The sequence below is a fragment of the Chelatococcus composti genome (assembly GCF_014201415.1).
Lineage (GTDB): Bacteria > Pseudomonadota > Alphaproteobacteria > Rhizobiales > Beijerinckiaceae > Chelatococcus_A > Chelatococcus_A composti.
Map to the genome: position 1 here is coordinate 53062 of NZ_JACHEH010000007.1, position 15518 is coordinate 68579.

The following is a 15518-nucleotide window of genomic DNA, read 5'->3' on the forward strand; positions in this document are numbered from 1 at the left end:
GTCAGTCGCGGTTGGTGTAGCCTAGGGGGCAAGGGTCGTTTGCGCCCTTATCTAATTCTTCTAGCATGCAGCCGGGCGCGCATCCCTGTCCTCGAGCAAGACTCCCTCCTGGGCGTATGTCACGGACAGTGGCAACGCCTGCAGCTTGAATCAAGGAGAAAGGCTTGGACAAGAGCCTGTTTCGCTACATTTGGCGATTTTCCAAGCGCGAACAGCTCGCGATCTTCGCGGTCGTGATCGCCTCCTTGCCATTCTATTTCTGGTCGCTCGACCTGCCGAAGCGCATCGTCAACGACGCGATTCAGGGCGGTGCCTTCGCCGAGGGTGCCGCTGAAGCCCGGTTTTTCATCATCGCCTTCGACCTGCCCGCCTTCATGGGCGGGGGCGCGGTTGAGCTGTTCGAGGGCTTCCGTGTCGACCAGCTGGGCCTGCTCTTCGGCCTGTCGATGCTGTTCCTCGCCCTCGTCCTCATCAACGGCGCGTTCAAGTATGTGATCAACGTTGCCAAGGGGGCGCTCGGCGAGCGGATGCTGCGCCGGCTGCGATTCGACCTCTTCTCGACGACGCTGCGCTTCACCCCCTCGACGCTGCGCACCGTGAAGTCGTCCGAGACGGCGACCATCATCAAGGACGAGGTCGAGCCCATCGGCGGCTTCATCGGCGATGCCTTTGTCCAGCCCCTGTTTCTCGGCACCCAGGCCGCGACGGCCATGGCCTTCATCCTCATCCAGAACGTGTGGCTCGGCCTTCTCGCCGCAGCGGTGGTGGGGGTGCAGTTCGTCGTCATCCCGCGCATGCGGCGCGTCCAGCTGCGCCTCGGCAAGGAGCGGCAGATCGCCTCCCGCAAGCTCGCCGGGCGCATCGCCGAGATCGTCGATTGCATGGAGGCCGTGCACGTCCATGACGCCACTGCCTGGGAAAAGGCGGAGATCGGCGAACGGCTGCACCACCTCTTCGACCTGCGCTTCCGCATCTACAAGTGGAAGTTCATGGTCAAGTTCATCAACAACCTTCTCGCGCAGATCACGCCCTTCCTTTTCTATGCCATCGGCGGCTATCTCGCACTCAAGGGCCAGCTCGACATCGGCCAGCTCGTCGCCGTCATCGGCGCCTACCGGGACCTGCCGCCGCCGCTGAAGGAGCTGATCGACTGGGACCAGCAGCGCCTCGACGTGCAGATCAAGTATGATCAGATCATCCAGCAGTTCCTGCCGGACAAGCTCGTCCCGCTCGATGTCCTTGCCGCGCCGGAGACGGACGACGGGCCGCTCGCGGGCCCCATCGTCGTCGACCGCCTGCGCATCTCCGACCCGCACGGCTCCGTCCTCGTCGAGGATTTTTCCTTCGAGCTGCCGTTTCCGGTGCGGCTCGCAATTGTCGGCAACGGCGGCCCGGGGCCGAGCACGCTGGCGCGGGCGCTTGCCCGCCGGCACGACGAATATGCCGGGCGCATCACGATCGCGGGGCGCGATCTCGGACGCATTCCCGAGAGCCAGCTCGGCCGCTATCTCGCCTATGCAGGGTCGGAGCCCGCCCTCTTCCCCGGATCGCTCAGGGAAAACCTCATCTACGGCCTGCGCAACCGGCCCGTCCGGCGCATTCCGGACGACGGGCCGCAGGCGCGCCGCCGGCGCATGGAGGCCGAGCGCACGGGCAATCCCGTCGACCGGCTCGATGACGAGTGGATCGACTACGAGCGCCTCGGCGTGAAGGATGCCGACGGGCTCGACGGCGTCCTGCTCGCGGCACTCGGCAGGATCGGCATGCGCGAGGACGTCTACCGCTTCGGCCTGCTCGGCCGCGTGTCCAGCCAGCGCATGCCCGACCTTGCCGGAAAGGTCGTTGAGGCGCGCCGCCGCCTGCGCACGATGCTGGCCGAACAGGGCATCGAGAACCTCGTCGAGCCCTTCGATCCCGCGCGCTACAACGCCCAGGCCAGCATCGGCGAGAACCTGTTGTTCGGCGTCGCTGTCGGGCCCGCCTTCACGGGGCGGGGGCGGGCGGTGAACCCGGTGGTGCGCAAGGCGCTCAGCCGCGGCGGGCTGACGGACGACCTCGTCGTCATCGGCGCACGCATCACCGAGACGATGACGGAGATCTTCCGCGACCTGCCGCCGGGCCATCCGCTCTTCGAGCAGTTCTCCTTCATCGATGCGGACGAACTGCCCGACTACGAGGATATCCTGCGGCGCATCGCGGCCAAGGGGCTGAAGAGCCTCATCGGGGAAGACCGCTCGCGTCTCATAGCCCTCGCACTCGACTACATCGAGCCGCGCCACCGCCTCGGTCTTCTCGACGACCGGCTGCGGCAGGCGATCGTCGCGGCCCGTGCCATCTTCCGGCAAGAGCTCGATGGTTCCGTCTGGGCGCGCCAGCTCGACCTCTACGATCCCGAGCGGGTGTGCGATGCCGCCCCCCTGCGCGAGAACTTGCTCTTCGGCCGCATTGCGCATGGCATCGCCGACGCCCAGTCGCGCGTCATGGGCGTGGTGAGCGCCGTGGTCGACGAGCTGGGCCTGCGCGAGGAGGTGGAGAAGGTGGGGCTCGGCTTCCAGGTCGGCCCCGGGGGGCGGCTTCTGGCCCCCCACCAGCGGGCCGGCGTCAATCTGGTGCGATGCCTCATCAAGAAGCCCGACATACTCATTCTCGACGGCGCGCTGGTGGCCTATGGTGAGGAGCAGGCGCGGCGCATCCGTGAGGGCCTTCTGGCGATGTTCGAGGATCGCTGTTTGATCGCGGTGCTACGGGATGAAGCGCAGGCCGAGGGGTTCGATGCGCTCATCGTGTTCGAGGGAGCAAGGGCGGAGCTGCGGCGCTGCCCGGCCGGCGGTGCGAGCCGACGCGACGCCGGCTCCGCTGCGGCGGCCGGTGCTGTAGGGGGACACGGATGACACTCGATTCGGAAGTTCAATCGCTGCGGCAGGTGCCGATGTTCCGGGACATCGATCCCGCGCGGCTCAAGCTTCTCGCCTTCACCGGCGAGCGGGTGCATTTCTCCGCCGGGCAACTGTTCTTCCGGCAGGGCGATGCGGCCGATGCCGCCTATGTCATCCTCGAAGGCCAGGCGGAGGTGACGCTCGACACGCCCTCGGGCCCGCTGAAGGTGGCCGAGCTCGCCCGCAACGACGTTGTCGGCGAGATGGGCATCCTGTCCGACACGCCGCGCTCGGCGACGGTGACAGCGGCGACGCCGGTCGTCGCCCTGCGGATCGACAAGCGGGTCTTCCTCGAGCTGCTCAACCAGTTCCCGCAGATGTCGATTGCCGTCATGCGCGAGCTCGCCAAGCGGCTGGAGCGGACCAACGCGCGTCTCGTGCGCAGTAACTCCTGATAAGGGGCGCGGTTCGCCCCGGCGCCCGCCGGCGCTAACATGGCCCCGGCGAGGCAAGTGGCGGGGCGAAACATGGCCGTCGGTAACCTGGACACTGCCAGCACGCGCTCCGCCTGGCGGCGGCTCGGGGCGCTCGGCACCTTCGGGCGCCTGCCAGAGCGCGCGCAACGCATCGTCGACGGTGAGACGCGCGAGGCGGAGATGCTCTCCGCCTGGCTCGTTGTGGCCATCGCGGTGTTCTTCAACGTGCTCTACGCCGTCTCGCCCAAGGCGCTCGACGCCATGGGCGCCTTCCGGCCCGTTCCCGTCGTCGGCGGAATCTTCCTCGTGCTCGGCCTCGTGCGCGTCGCGCTCGCCCGGCGCGGGCGGATGCGGGGCTGGCTGGTGCCCGCCTTCACGGTCGTCGACTTCGGGCTGCTCTACGGTCTCATCTGGTCCTTCCACCTGCAATACCAGCAGCCAGCAGCCTTCTATCTCAAGGCGCCGACCTTTTTGCTCGTCTTCCTCTTCATCGCCATCAGGGCGCTGCGCTTCGAGCCGCGCCTCGTCATCTTCGCCGGATGCGTCGCTGCCGCCGGCTGGGTGGGGATGACGGCCTACGCCCTCCATGCCGGGGACGCGGACGGGGACGGGCCGGTGACACGCGACTTCGTCACCTACATGACGTCGAGCAGCATCCTCGTTGGCGCCGAGGTTGAGAAGATCGTCGCCATCCTCCTCTTCACCGGTGTCCTCGCCATCGTCATCGCGCGCGGCCGGCGCCAGCTATTGACGGCGGCGCTTGGCCTGTCGGCGACGGCGGAGCTGTCCCGCTTCTTCGATCCCACCATCGCCCGGCGCATCACGAGCGGCGATGCGCTCGCGCCGGGGCGCGGCGAGATGGTCGAGGCGGCGGTGCTGATGGCCGACATCCGCGGCTTCACCCGCTTCGTCGCGGACCATCCGCCCGCCGAGGTCATGCGGCTGCTCGTGGCCTACCAGCAGCGGATGGGGGCCGTCATCGCCGAGCACGGCGGCGCCATCGACAAGTTTCTGGGAGACGGCATCCTCGCCACCTTCGGCTGCACCGGAGCCTCGCAGACCCCGGCCGCCGATGCGCTGCGGGCCGCCCTCGCCCTTGCCGGGGAGGCGGCGGTCTTCGGCCGCGCCTTCGCCGCGGCCAGCGGTCGCAAGGTCGAGATCGGCTTTGCAGCGGTCTTCGGCCGTGTCCTGTTCGGCACCGTCGGCAACGATGGCCGGCTGGAATACACCGTCATCGGCGAGCCGGTGAACCTCGCCGCCAAGCTCGAGAAGCATAACAAGGTCGGCTGCACCTGCGTGGTCACGGATGCGGCCACGCTCGTCAAGGCCGAGGCCGAGGGCTTCGCCGCGACGAGCGCCTTCCGGCTCGTGCCGGGCGTCACGGTCGAGGGGGTGGCGGGGCCGGTCGATCTCGCCGTCATCGACCAGGAGAAGGTGGCCGAGCCCGCGTGACCGGCGCGCGGCCGCGGCGGACCCATCACCGACGGGATATCCGACCGTCGCGGGCGATCGGCGGCATTCTCGCCGTCACGGTCTCACGAAGAGCCACTCGTCATGCGCCACTGCGTCGATGCCGGCGGCATCCTCGCCCTCAGCCGCGGCGCCGGCTTCCGTCACCCTGTGGGCCCGCCAGCCGGTGAAGGCGGCGAGCGCACGCTGCGTCGCACCGGCAATGTCGGCTTCGCCGCTCTCGGAGAGCACCCTGGGATGGAACGAGGCGATGACGCTCACGTCCTCATGCGCGAGCAGGGGGGAGGTGGCCGGCAGGAGCGCGTATTCGGCGCCCTCGAGGTCGATCTTGACGACACGGCGGGGCGCTTCCGGCAGCAGGGCGGCGAGCGCGGCGGGCGTCACAGCCTCGGCCTGCCAAGTGGTGTCCGCGCTCCCGGCAAGAAGCAGGCTCGACATCGAGTCGCCGGGCTTGCGCCGGGCGCCGAAGGTGACGGTGCCGGCGGAGGGGTGGATCGCTTTCGGCACCACCGTGACGCGTGCGGCGAGCTGCGGATTGGCGGCGAGGTTGCGGCCGAGCTGGTCGAGCGCCGCCGGGTCGGCCTCCACGGCCACCACGGCCGCGCCGCGGGCGGCGGCCTGCAACGTCGTCGGTCCGACCCAGGCGCCGAGGTCGACGAACAGCGTCGAGGCATCGACGAGCGCGTCGAGGAGGCGGCGGGTGCCGGGCTCCCACCTGTCGGCAGCGACCCGATCCCAGAAGGTGGGCTGGTCGTCGGCGAGCGCGATGCGCCGGCCGGAGAGGACGACACTCCGCTTTGCCGCCATCATCACGCCGCCCTGTCGTTGAGATGGCAGGCCGAGACCCGCCCCGGCCCGACCGCTTTGAGCGCCGGCCGCTCCGCGCGGCAGCGGCCGAAAGCATGGGGGCAGCGCGGATGGAAGTGGCAGCCGCTCGGCGGCGACAGCGGCGAGGGCAGCTCTCCCTTGAGGGCCGAGAAGGTCTTCTTCTTCGGCTCGAGCCGCGGCACCTCCTCAAGCAGCGCCCGCGTATAGGGATGGTTCGGTGCGCGGAACAGCTCCTCGGCCGGCGCGAGTTCGACGATGCGGCCGAGGTACATCACGGCCACCCGGTCCGCGATGTGCTCCACGACGCCGAGGTCGTGGCTGACGAAGAGATAGGTGAGGGCGAGCTCCTCCCTCAGCTTCATGAAGAGGTTGAGCACCTGCGCCTGGATCGACACGTCGAGCGCAGCGGTCGACTCGTCGCAGACGAGCACCCTGGGTCTGACGGCAAGCGCCCGGGCGATGCCGATGCGCGCCCTCTGGCCACCAGAGAACTGGTGCGGGTAGCGCCGGCGCGTGGCCGGATCGAGGCCGACGCGGGTCATCACGTCGCACACGTAGTCCTCCACCTCGGCGCGCGAGACGAGGCCGTGCACCACCGGGGCCTCGCCGATGATGTCGATCACGCGCAGGCGCGGGTTGAGCGACGCCATCGGGTCCTGGAAGACCATCTGCACCGCGAGGTCCACCTTGCGCCGCGCCGCGCCCGTGAGCTTCGCCACGTCCTGCCCCTCGTAGGAGACAGTGCCGGCGCTCGGCTCGAGGATGCCGGCGACGATGCGGCCGAGGGTGGACTTGCCGCAGCCGGACTCGCCGACGAGGCCGACGACCTCGCCCGGCGCGATGGCGAGGTCCACGCCGTCAACAGCGTGGACCACCTGCTCGCGGCGGCGCGCGCCGAAGAGGTTGGCGATCTTCTCGGCGGCGTCGAGCTTCCGGACGAAGCGCTTGGACACGCCATCGAGCGCGAGGATGGGGGCGGCAGTCACGCGGCGGCCTCCACGGGAATGAGCGGATGGAAGCAGCGGAAGGCGCGGGCGTCGCCCGCGCGCGTTACGCCGGGCGGGGTCGTGCAGGCGGCGTCGGCCCGCGGACACCGCGGCGCGAAGGCGCAGCCCGTCGGCAGGTTGGCGAGCGAGGGCGTCATGCCGGGGATCTGCGCCAGCGGCTCGCCGCGCCTGTTGCGGCTCGGCACGGAGCCGATCAGCCCGTTGGTGTAGGGATGGGCCGGCCGCTCCAGCACGTCGGCGACGCGGCCTTCCTCCACGATGCGGCCGGCGTACATCACGGCTACGCGGTCGGCGAGGCCGGCGACGACGGACAGGTCGTGCGTGATCCAGACCAGCGCCGTGCCGCTCTCGGCGGCGAGCTGCTGCACCTCTGAGAGGATCTGCGCCTGGATGGTGACATCGAGCGCCGTCGTCGGCTCGTCGGCGACGAGCACGGCTGGGCGGTGCAGCAGCGCGATGGCGATGGCGACGCGCTGGCGCATGCCGCCGGAGAACTGGTGCGGATAGGAGACGAGCCGCTCCTCCGGCGAGGGGATGCCGACTCTGGCGAGCGCCTCGCGGGCCCGGTCCCGCGCCGCCCGCTCGGACACCTTCTCGTGGGCGCGGATGGCTTCGATCATCTGCGTGTCCACGCGCAGCACCGGGTTGAGCGTGGTCATCGGGTCCTGGAAGATCATCGCGATGTCCCGGCCGCGCAGGCGGCGCAGCTCGGGCTCGCTCTTGCACGTGAGCTCCTCGCCCTTGAGGCGGATGGAGCCGGAGGCGATGCGCCCCGGCGGGTCGATGAGGCCGAGCACGGCAAGGCCGGTCACCGACTTGCCGGAGCCGGACTCGCCCACGAGCCCCAGCACCTCACCGGCCGCCACATCGAAGCTGACGCCGTTGACGGCGGTGAGCACCCCTTCGCGGGATGAGAATTCCACGACGAGGTCGCGGACGGAAAGAACGGGATCGCTCATCGCGACAGCCTCGGGTTCAGGACGTCGCGCAGCCGGTCGCCCACGAGATTGATGGCGACGATGGCGGCGACGAGGGCGATGCCGGGAAAGGTCGAGATCCAGTACTTGCCGGACAGCAGATAGTCGTAGCCGTTGGCGATGAGCATGCCGAGGGACGGCTCCGTCACCGGCACGCCCACGCCGAGAAACGACAGGGTGGATTCGAGCGCGATGGCGTGCGCCACCTGAACCGTCGCCACCACGATGAGCGGTGGCAGGCAGTTCGGCAGGAGGTGGCGGAAGACGATGCGGCTCTTTGGCAGGGCGAGGCAGCGCGCCGCCTCGATGTAGTCGCGCCGCCGCTCGACCAGCGCCGAGCCGCGCACCGTGCGTGCATAGTAGGCCCACTGCACGATGACGAGGGCGATGATGACCTTGTCCACGCCGCGGCCGAAGACGGCCAGCAACACGAGCGCCACCAGGATGGCGGGGAAGGAGAGCTGCAGGTCCACCACGCGCATGACAAGACTGTCGATGCGCCCACCGGCATAGGCCGCCAGCACGCCGATTGAGGCACCGACGGCACAGGCGATGACGACCGAGACCGCGCCGACGCCGAGCGAGATCCTGAGGCCGTAGAGGATGGCCGACAGCATGTCGCGGCCCTGTTCGTCGGTGCCGAGCCAGTAGGTGTAGCCAGCAAGGCTCTCCGCCCCCGGCGGCAGCGTGCCGTCCATGATGTCGAGCTGCGCCAGGTCGTAGGGGTCCTGCGGCGCGATGAGGGGCGCAGCGAGCGCGGCGGCGACGAGGAGCACGAGGCCCGCGAGGCCAACGACGGCGAGGGGGCTCTCGAAAAACGCGGCGACATGGCGCAACAGCAGGCTCTCGGCCTTCTCGGCCGGGCGCGCGGCTGCCGTCGGCGCCGGTGTGGCGGCCTGTTCGCTCATGCCTTGGCCTCCTCGAGGCGCACGCGCGGGTCAATGGCGGCGTAGATGAGATCCACGACGAGGTTGATGATGACGAACATCACGACGGTAAGCATGAGGTAGGCCACGATCACCGGCCGATCGAGCCGTCCGATGGAGTCGATGAGCAGCTTGCCGATGCCGGGATAGGCGAAGACCGTCTCCGTGACGACGGCAAAGGCGATCATCGAGCCGAGCTCCAGGCCGAGCACCGTGACGACCGGGATGAGGATGTTCTTCAGCACGTGGACGCCGATGACGCGCGTCTGGGACAGGCCCTTGGCGCGGGCGAACCGGATATAGTCCTGCAGCATCACCTCACGCGTGCCGGCGCGGGTGAGGCGGATGACGAGTGCCATCTTGTAGAGGGCGAGGTTGAGCGCCGGCAGGATGAGATGGGCGAGCCCGTCCAGCGTGAGGAAGCTCACCGGCACGCCGAAGAGGTCACGCGTCGTGCCGCGCCCGCCAGCCGGGAACCAGCCGAGCATGACCGAGAACAGCAGCACCAGCATCAGGCCCTGCCAGAAGTTCGGCAGGCTGAAGCCGAGGATGGAGCCGGCCATTATCGAGTGCCCGCCGAGCGACTGCGGCTTGAGGCCCGCATAGAGGCCGAGCGGAATGCCGACGAAGATGGAGATGAGGAGGGCGGTCAGCGCCAGTTCCAGCGTCGCCGGCAGGCGGTTGAGGATCAGGGTCAGCGCCGGCTCGTTGTAGACGAAGGAGCGGCCCAGGTCGCCGTGCAGCGCATTCCAGACGAAGAGGGCATATTGCTCATAGAGCGGCCTGTCGAGGCCGAGGCGTCGCGTGATCGCCTCCATCTCCTGCTGGTCCGCCTGGGGGCTTGCGAGGATGGCGACCGGGTCGCCCACCGCATAGACGGCGATGAAGACAAGCGTCGCCATGACGGCCAGCACGAGTGCCGCCTGGCCCAGGCGTCGGATGACGTAGACGAGCATCGTCGTTGACCTTGCAAAGGGCGGAGCCCGGCCGACAGGGCGCTCCGGAGCGAGGCTCCTCCGGCGCGCCGCTCGTCCCTCTCGCACTCACGGGAGAAGGGGGAGAGGGTCCGCAGGGACAGGAGCCTGCGCCAGCCTCTCGCCCCGGCCCTTGCCCCGCCTTGCGGGGAGAGGGAGGCGACGCTCCGGCGGTCACGCGCCGGCAGAACGCGCGTGCCGGTCGGATCCGGTCATCGGCCGATGGCCGAGCTTACTGCGCCAGCTTGACCTCGGTCGCCAGCGTATACTGGTCAATGCGCGGCGTGTAGGTGAGCGTCTTTTTGAACGCCCAGGGCGTCACCTCGAAGTGCAGCGGCAGCAGGGCATGGTCCTCCATCGCGATCTTCGAGGCCTTCTGGAGCAGCTCCTCGCGCTTGGCGTCGTCAATGGTGCGCTGCGCCTCCTGCACGAGAGCGTCGACCTCCTTGTTGGAATAGCGGCCGCGGTTGGTGTGGCCGCCGCCGGTTTCCTTGTTCGGCGTCACGACGAGGGCGTTGAGGGAGTTGGACATCTCGCCCGAATCCGCGCCCCAGCCGGCGAGGTAGGCCGAGAACTCGTGCTTGTTGCGACGCGTGAAGAAGGTCGAGGCCGTCATGGCATCGACATTGGTCTTGACGCCGACGCGCGTGAACATCTGCGCCACGGCCTGCGCCACCTTCTCGTCGTTGATGTAGCGGTCGTTCGGCGTGCCGAGCGTCAGCTCAAAGCCGTTCGGGTAGCCGGCCTCGGCCAGCAGCTTCTTCGCCCCTTCGGGATCATAGGCGACGGGCTTGGCATCCTTCGATGTGCCGAAGAGCGGGTAGGGCAGCAGCTCGCCGGCGGGCTTGGCGACGCCGCCCATGATGCGCTCGACGATGGCGTCGCGGTTGATGGCCTTGGACAGGGCCTCGCGCACGCGCTTGTCCTTGAAGGGATTCTTGTCAGTGCCCTTCACGCCCGGCGTCTTGTCCTCGAACTGGTCGAGATGGATGTAGATGATGCGGTTGGACAGGCCCTCGACGATGGTGAAGCCGGCGCCCTTGATCTTGTCGAAGTCCTGGATCGGCGGGTTCTCGATCATGTCCACGTCGCCGGCGAGCAGCGCCGCGACGCGCGGGCCGGCGCTGGTGATCGGCCGCATGACGACGCGCTGCCAGATCGGCTTCTCGCCCCAGTAGTCCTCGTTGGCCTCCAGGATGATGTGGGTGCCGCGGGTGTATTCCTTCAGCTTGTAAGGCCCGGTGCCGATCGCCTTCGCCGGGTCGTTGAAGTCCGCCGACTTCGGCGGCGTACCCATGTTCTCGCAGCCATCCTTGCCGTACTTGACATCGCCGGCACCGAAGACGGAAGCCGAGAGAATGCCGAGCGTTGTCATGTTGTTGGGGAAGAGCGGCTGCGGGCTCGTCGTCTTGACGCGGACCGTCAGCGGGTCGGGCGCCTCGATCGATTCGATGCCACGCGTGAACACGGTGAAGGACGAGGGCGAGTTCTCGACCAGTGGCACCCGGCACATGGTGTAGATGTAGTCGCGGGCGGTGAAGGGCTCGCCGTTCGAGAACTTCACGTTTGGCCGCAGCTTGATCTCCCACGTCGTGTCGTCGATCGCCTTCCACGACTCGGCCAGCGCCGGCAGCAGCTTCTGGTTGGCGTCGGTGGTGATGAGAGACTCGAAGATGTGGCGGCGCAGCGCGTTGTTCTGGCCGACGTTATGGAAGTGCGGGTCGATCGAGGTGGCCTCGGAGGCGACGCCGATCTTCAGCTCCTTCGTGTCCTGCGCGACGGCCGGTTGCGCCATTGCGACCGCGAGCGGCAACAGGGCATAGGCGGCGGGTTTCAGTTTTTTCATTTCCCCTCTCCTCTGGATTGATGTGCGCCACCTTATCGAAAATGCGAGGGAAGCGGCAGCATCCCCCGGCCCGGCGGCTTGCTCATCTCGGACCCGATGCTATTATTCAATCTTGGCATTGTCACCGCCAAAATGAATAACGAGATCGCATAACACTATGCCCTCCGAGGATAGCGAGAGCCGATCATCGCGCCCAAGCCTGCGCGAGCTGGAGGTGCTGCACGCCCTGATCGCCACCGGCAAGACGACGGCAGCTGGCCAGCGCCTCGGCATATCGCAGCCCGCCGTCTCGCGCGCCGTGGCGGCTCTTGAGGAGAGGGTGGGGCGGGTGCTGTTCTCGCGCGAGGGCGGCCGCCTCGTGCCGACGGCCGACGCGCTGGCGCTGGAGGCGGAGGCGGCGCCCATCCTCGCCGGCCTCGCCCGGCTCGAGAACTGGCCGCGCGCACCGCGCACGCAGAGCGTGCTGCGCGTTTCCGCGGCGCCCACGGTGGCGCATTATTTTCTGGCGCCCATTCTCGCCCGGTTCGTGGCCGTGGAGCCCGAGACGCGCGTCGTGGTCGAGATTGGCCGCGGCGGAGACGTGCTTGCGGCAGTGGCGGCCGGCGATGTCGACGTGGGCATCGGCATGCTGGAGACGCCGGTCTCCCATCTCGGCGTGCGGGCCGAGCCGTTCCGCCGCTCGAAGGCGGCCTGCATCATGTGGCCGGGCCATCGGCTCGCGGAGCTTTCCGTCGTCCGTCCGGCCGACATCGGCAGCGAGGAGCCGTTCATCGTCGTCACGCGGCGTTTCGCGGCGCGGGCACTGCTCGACAGAGCCTTTGCAGATGTGGGCATCGAGCCCAGGATCGTGGCGGAGGCGACGACCTCCACTTTCGTGACGGAGATGGTGCGCTGCCGGGCGGGCATCTCGGTGCTCAATCCCTTCCCCATGTCCCTGAGCGACGACGCCAGCGTCGTTTACCGGCCCTTCCTGCCGGAGATCACCTACGAGATGGCCTTTCTTCTGCCGGCGACGGGGGCCGCGCCGCCGGCCGCCCGCCGTTTTGTCGATTTCGTCCGTGCCGAGCAGCCGGACGATCCCTTCACCGTTGCCGTCCGTTGAGCGGCCCCTGCCGGAGTTCCCTGATGTCCAGTCCCGCCATTACCGAGATCCTCGCCCGCCTGGTCTCCTTCGACACGACGAGCCGCAACTCCAACCTCGAGCTCATCGCCTGGGTCGAGGACTATCTTGCCGCCCACGGCATCGCGAGCGAGCGCATCTACGACGCGACGGGCACCAAGGCAAACCTGTGGGCCACCATCGGCCCGGCGGACCGTGCGGGCTACATCCTGTCCGGCCATACCGACGTCGTGCCCGTGGACGGGCAGGAATGGGCGAGCGACCCCTTCACGCTCTCCGTGCGCGACGGCCGGGCCTATGGCCGCGGCGCCTGCGACATGAAGGGCTTCCTCGCCGCCTGCCTGTCGCGGGTGCCCGCCATGAAGGCGGCCGCACTCGCCCGGCCCATCCATCTCGCCTTCTCCTACGACGAGGAGGTTGGCTGCGTCGGCGCGCGCGGCATCGTGGAGAAGCTGGCTCAGGCCGGGATCAAGCCGCTTGGCTGCTTCGTCGGCGAGCCGACGTCGATGAACGTCGTCATCGGCCACAAGGGCAAGCGCAGCCTCAAGGTGCGCGTGCGCGGCAGGAGCTGCCATTCCTCGCTCGCGCCGCAGGGCGTGAATGCCGTGGAGTGGGGCGCCCGGCTCGTTGCCTACATCCGTTCCGTGGCGGAGCGTTTCGCGACGAGCGGCGCCCGCGACCCGCTCTATGACGTGCCTTTCACCACCGCCCATGTCGGCGTCTTCACGGGCGGGACGGCTCTCAACATCGTCCCCGACGAGAGCGAGATCGTCTTTGAGATCCGTGCCATCGGGGCGGACGATCCCGATGCCGTCGTTGCGGAGATCGAGGCCTATGCCCGGCGCGAGCTGGAGCCGGCGATGCAGGCCGTCGACCCGCAGAGCGGCTTCGATTTCGATGTCTTCGCCGGCTTCCCTGGCCTCGACACGGCTCCGGACGCCGAGGTCGTCACGCTCGCCAAGCGCCTGGCCGGGCGCAACGAGCACGCCAAGGTGGCCTATGGCACGGAGGCAGGCCTCTTCCACGCGGTCGCCGGCGTGCCCTCCGTCGTCATCGGCCCCGGCTCCATCGGCGAGGCACACAAGCCGGACGAATATATCGAGATCGCCCAGCTCGAGGCCTGTGGCGCCTTCGTCGACAGGCTCATCGCCCACTGCACGGCCGCCTGAGGCGCGGCACCAGGACATGCGGGCCGGAAGAAGCCGGCCCGCGTCGAACCGCCCGTCAGAAGTCCCGCCCGTTGTAGGGCGTGAGCTTCAGGCTCTCGATATCGACGCCGTCGAGGCAGCGCACGTTGACGGCCACCACGTCGTTGCCGTCGGGTGTCTTGCCGCGGGCAAAGGATTCGATGCCGCAGTGGCGGCAGCGCAGGTGATGAATGACCCTGCGGTTGAACTGGTAATCCTCAAGCGCATCTTCGCCGGAGATCAGCCGGAACCGGTCCGGCGGCACGAAGGTCGGCAAAAGGCCGCGCTTGCTGCAATGCGAGCAGTTGCAGGAGATGACGGTGGCAAGGTCCGTCGTTGCCTCGAAGCGTACCGTTCCGCAGTGGCATCCGCCTTGGTAGGTCTGCATTTTCACGCCCGCCTCTTCTGCTGACCGAGCCGGGACTATGCCATCCGTGGCGGGGGCGCAAGGCCGCAGGAGCGCTTACGTCACCCCGTCGGCGTCCGCCGCCCCGTCCGGCCGGCCGACGCTGACATAGACGAAGCCGCGGCGGGCCATTTCGCCGGCGCGGTAGATGTTGCGCAGATCGACGACGACGGGGGCCTTCATCCGCGCCTTGATCCGGTCGAGGTCGAGGGCGCGGAAGGCATCCCACTCCGTGACGATGACGAGCGCATCGGCGCCCTCCACGCAGTCGTAGGCGCTGTCGCAGTAGGTGACGTTCTCCAGCAGGTTGCGGGCCTGTTCCATCCCCTCCGGGTCATAGGCGCGGATGGTCGCGCCGCCGTCCTGCAGGGCCGTGATGATCGACAGCGAGGGGGCCTCGCGCATGTCGTCGGTGTTGGGCTTGAAGGTGAGGCCGAGAACGGCCACCGTCTTGCCGCGCACCGACCCGCCGCACGCCGCCACGACCTTGCGCGCCATGGCGCGCTTGCGCTGGTCGTTGACGGCCGCCACCGTCTCGACGATGCGCACGGGCGAGCCCGCGTCCTGCGCCGTCTTGATGAGGGCGAGCGTGTCCTTGGGGAAGCACGAGCCGCCATAGCCCGGGCCGGCGTGCAGGAACTTGCTGCCGATGCGGTTGTCGAGGCCGATGCCGCGTGCCACCTCCTGCACGTTGGCGCCCACCTTCTCGCACAGGTCGGCGATCTCGTTGATGAAGGTGATCTTGGTGGCGAGGAAGGCGTTGGCGGCGTATTTGGTCAGCTCCGCCGTGCGCCGGCCGGTGTAGAGGATCGGCGCCTGGTTGAGATAGAGCGGGCGGTAGAGTTCCGCCATCACCTTGCGGGCGCGCTCGTCGTCGGTGCCGATGATGATGCGGTCGGGGCGCTTAAAATCGGCGATGGCCGCGCCCTCGCGCAGGAACTCGGGATTGGAAACGACGGCGAAATCTGCGTCCGGCCGCGTCTCGCGCACGATGCGCTCCACTTCGTCGCCGGTGCCGACCGGCACGGTCGACTTGGTGACGATCACGGTATAGCCGTCCATGACCTGCGCGATCTCGCGCGCCGCCTGGTAGACGTAGGAGAGGTCGGCATGGCCGTCACCGCGCCGCGACGGGGTGCCCACGGCAATGAAGACCGCATCGGCCGAGCGCACGGCATCCGTCAGGTCGGTGGCGAAGAAGAGGCGTCCTTCCTTGACATTGGTGGCGACGAGATCATCGAGCCCCGGCTCGAAGATCGGGATATCGCCGCGCATCAGGGCCTCGATCTTCGCCGGATCCTTGTCGACGCAGGTCACCACGTGGCCAAAGTCGGCGAAACAGGCACCGGAAACGAGGCCGACATAGCCGGAACCGATCATTGCGACGCGCATCGAGTCACCCGATGGTGGAGAAACAGGCGCCGA

13 protein-coding genes are annotated in these 15518 nt (G+C 68.5%); 5 read left to right on the forward strand and 8 right to left on the reverse strand.

Going from position 1 to position 15518, the window contains the following annotated elements; translation table 11 throughout:
• The first annotated feature begins 164 nt into the window (after positions 1–164).
• From HNQ73_RS14830 to HNQ73_RS14840, 3 genes are all read left to right on the forward strand, one after another.
• Positions 165–2891 (forward strand): ABC transporter ATP-binding protein/permease, encoded by a 2727-nt coding sequence (locus HNQ73_RS14830; protein ID WP_183335665.1) that lies wholly within the window; start codon positions 165–167, stop codon positions 2889–2891.
• Positions 2888–3331 carry a Crp/Fnr family transcriptional regulator gene (locus HNQ73_RS14835; RefSeq protein WP_183335666.1) on the forward strand — a complete coding sequence of 148 codons (444 nt, stop codon included), beginning with the start codon at positions 2888–2890 and terminating at the stop codon, positions 3329–3331. Before HNQ73_RS14830 ends, HNQ73_RS14835 begins: the two co-directional genes overlap by 4 nt.
• Positions 3332–3403: 72 nt before the next feature.
• Positions 3404–4804 carry an adenylate/guanylate cyclase domain-containing protein gene (locus tag HNQ73_RS14840; protein ID WP_183335667.1) on the forward strand — a complete coding sequence of 467 codons (1401 nt, stop codon included), beginning with the start codon at positions 3404–3406 and terminating at the stop codon, positions 4802–4804.
• Between the two features lie 75 nt (positions 4805–4879).
• Here HNQ73_RS14840 and HNQ73_RS14845 read toward each other — a convergent pair whose 3' ends face one another.
• The 6 genes from HNQ73_RS14845 to HNQ73_RS14870 form a co-directional block, all read right to left on the reverse strand.
• Positions 4880–5632, reverse strand: a complete 753-nt coding sequence (locus tag HNQ73_RS14845; RefSeq protein ID WP_183335668.1) for an FkbM family methyltransferase — start codon at positions 5630–5632, stop codon at positions 4880–4882.
• Positions 5632–6636: an ABC transporter ATP-binding protein gene (locus HNQ73_RS14850; RefSeq protein WP_183335669.1), complete on the reverse strand. Its 1005-nt coding sequence runs from the start codon at positions 6634–6636 to the stop codon at positions 5632–5634. The genes HNQ73_RS14845 and HNQ73_RS14850 overlap by 1 nt, the downstream gene beginning before the upstream one ends.
• A complete protein-coding gene (locus HNQ73_RS14855) occupies positions 6633–7616 on the reverse strand; it encodes an ABC transporter ATP-binding protein (protein WP_183335670.1) in 984 nt (327 codons plus the stop codon). Before HNQ73_RS14855 ends, HNQ73_RS14850 begins: the two co-directional genes overlap by 4 nt.
• Complete coding sequence (locus HNQ73_RS14860; protein ID WP_183335671.1) at positions 7613–8542, reverse strand: ABC transporter permease; 930 nt, start codon at positions 8540–8542, stop codon at positions 7613–7615. The genes HNQ73_RS14855 and HNQ73_RS14860 overlap by 4 nt, the downstream gene beginning before the upstream one ends.
• Positions 8539–9516, reverse strand: coding sequence for an ABC transporter permease (locus HNQ73_RS14865; protein WP_183335672.1), 978 nt, complete (start codon positions 9514–9516; stop codon positions 8539–8541). Before HNQ73_RS14865 ends, HNQ73_RS14860 begins: the two co-directional genes overlap by 4 nt.
• Positions 9517–9766: 250 nt before the next feature.
• Positions 9767–11380 (reverse strand): ABC transporter substrate-binding protein, encoded by a 1614-nt coding sequence (locus HNQ73_RS14870; protein WP_183335673.1) that lies wholly within the window; start codon positions 11378–11380, stop codon positions 9767–9769.
• Between the two features lie 157 nt (positions 11381–11537).
• Between HNQ73_RS14870 and HNQ73_RS14875 the strand changes: the two genes are divergently transcribed.
• Positions 11538–12482: a LysR family transcriptional regulator gene (locus tag HNQ73_RS14875; protein WP_183335674.1), complete on the forward strand. Its 945-nt coding sequence runs from the start codon at positions 11538–11540 to the stop codon at positions 12480–12482.
• A 23-nt stretch (positions 12483–12505) separates the two neighbouring features.
• The gene (gene argE, locus HNQ73_RS14880) at positions 12506–13669 is read left to right on the forward strand and encodes an acetylornithine deacetylase (RefSeq protein ID WP_183335675.1); all 1164 of its coding nucleotides are present in this window, start codon (positions 12506–12508) and stop codon (positions 13667–13669) included.
• A gap of 55 nt (positions 13670–13724) precedes the next feature.
• On the opposite strand, the gene HNQ73_RS14885 is transcribed toward argE, so the two are convergent.
• Together HNQ73_RS14885 and HNQ73_RS14890 are read right to left on the reverse strand one after the other, a co-directional pair.
• Complete coding sequence (locus HNQ73_RS14885) at positions 13725–14075, reverse strand: GFA family protein (RefSeq protein ID WP_183335676.1); 351 nt, start codon at positions 14073–14075, stop codon at positions 13725–13727.
• Between the two features lie 75 nt (positions 14076–14150).
• Positions 14151–15485 (reverse strand): UDP-glucose dehydrogenase family protein, encoded by a 1335-nt coding sequence (locus HNQ73_RS14890; RefSeq protein WP_183335677.1) that lies wholly within the window; start codon positions 15483–15485, stop codon positions 14151–14153.
• Positions 15486–15518 lie beyond the last annotated feature (33 nt).

Bases quoted from the DNA above. Each gene is read 5' to 3' on its own strand.
- HNQ73_RS14835 (WP_183335666.1), top strand. From the start codon at position 2,888: ATGACACTCGATTCGGAAGTTCAATCGCTGCGGCAGGTGCCGATGTTC.
- HNQ73_RS14840 (WP_183335667.1), top strand. From the start codon at position 3,404: ATGGCCGTCGGTAACCTGGACACTGCCAGCACGCGCTCCGCCTGGCGG.
- HNQ73_RS14845 (WP_183335668.1), bottom strand. From the start codon at position 5,632: ATGATGGCGGCAAAGCGGAGTGTCGTCCTCTCCGGCCGGCGCATCGCG.
- HNQ73_RS14855 (WP_183335670.1), bottom strand. From the start codon at position 7,616: ATGAGCGATCCCGTTCTTTCCGTCCGCGACCTCGTCGTGGAATTCTCA.
- HNQ73_RS14860 (WP_183335671.1), bottom strand. From the start codon at position 8,542: ATGAGCGAACAGGCCGCCACACCGGCGCCGACGGCAGCCGCGCGCCCG.
- HNQ73_RS14865 (WP_183335672.1), bottom strand. From the start codon at position 9,516: ATGCTCGTCTACGTCATCCGACGCCTGGGCCAGGCGGCACTCGTGCTG.
- HNQ73_RS14870 (WP_183335673.1), bottom strand. From the start codon at position 11,380: ATGAAAAAACTGAAACCCGCCGCCTATGCCCTGTTGCCGCTCGCGGTC.
- HNQ73_RS14875 (WP_183335674.1), top strand. From the start codon at position 11,538: ATGCCCTCCGAGGATAGCGAGAGCCGATCATCGCGCCCAAGCCTGCGC.
- argE (WP_183335675.1), top strand. From the start codon at position 12,506: ATGTCCAGTCCCGCCATTACCGAGATCCTCGCCCGCCTGGTCTCCTTC.
- HNQ73_RS14885 (WP_183335676.1), bottom strand. From the start codon at position 14,075: ATGCAGACCTACCAAGGCGGATGCCACTGCGGAACGGTACGCTTCGAG.
- HNQ73_RS14890 (WP_183335677.1), bottom strand. From the start codon at position 15,485: ATGCGCGTCGCAATGATCGGTTCCGGCTATGTCGGCCTCGTTTCCGGT.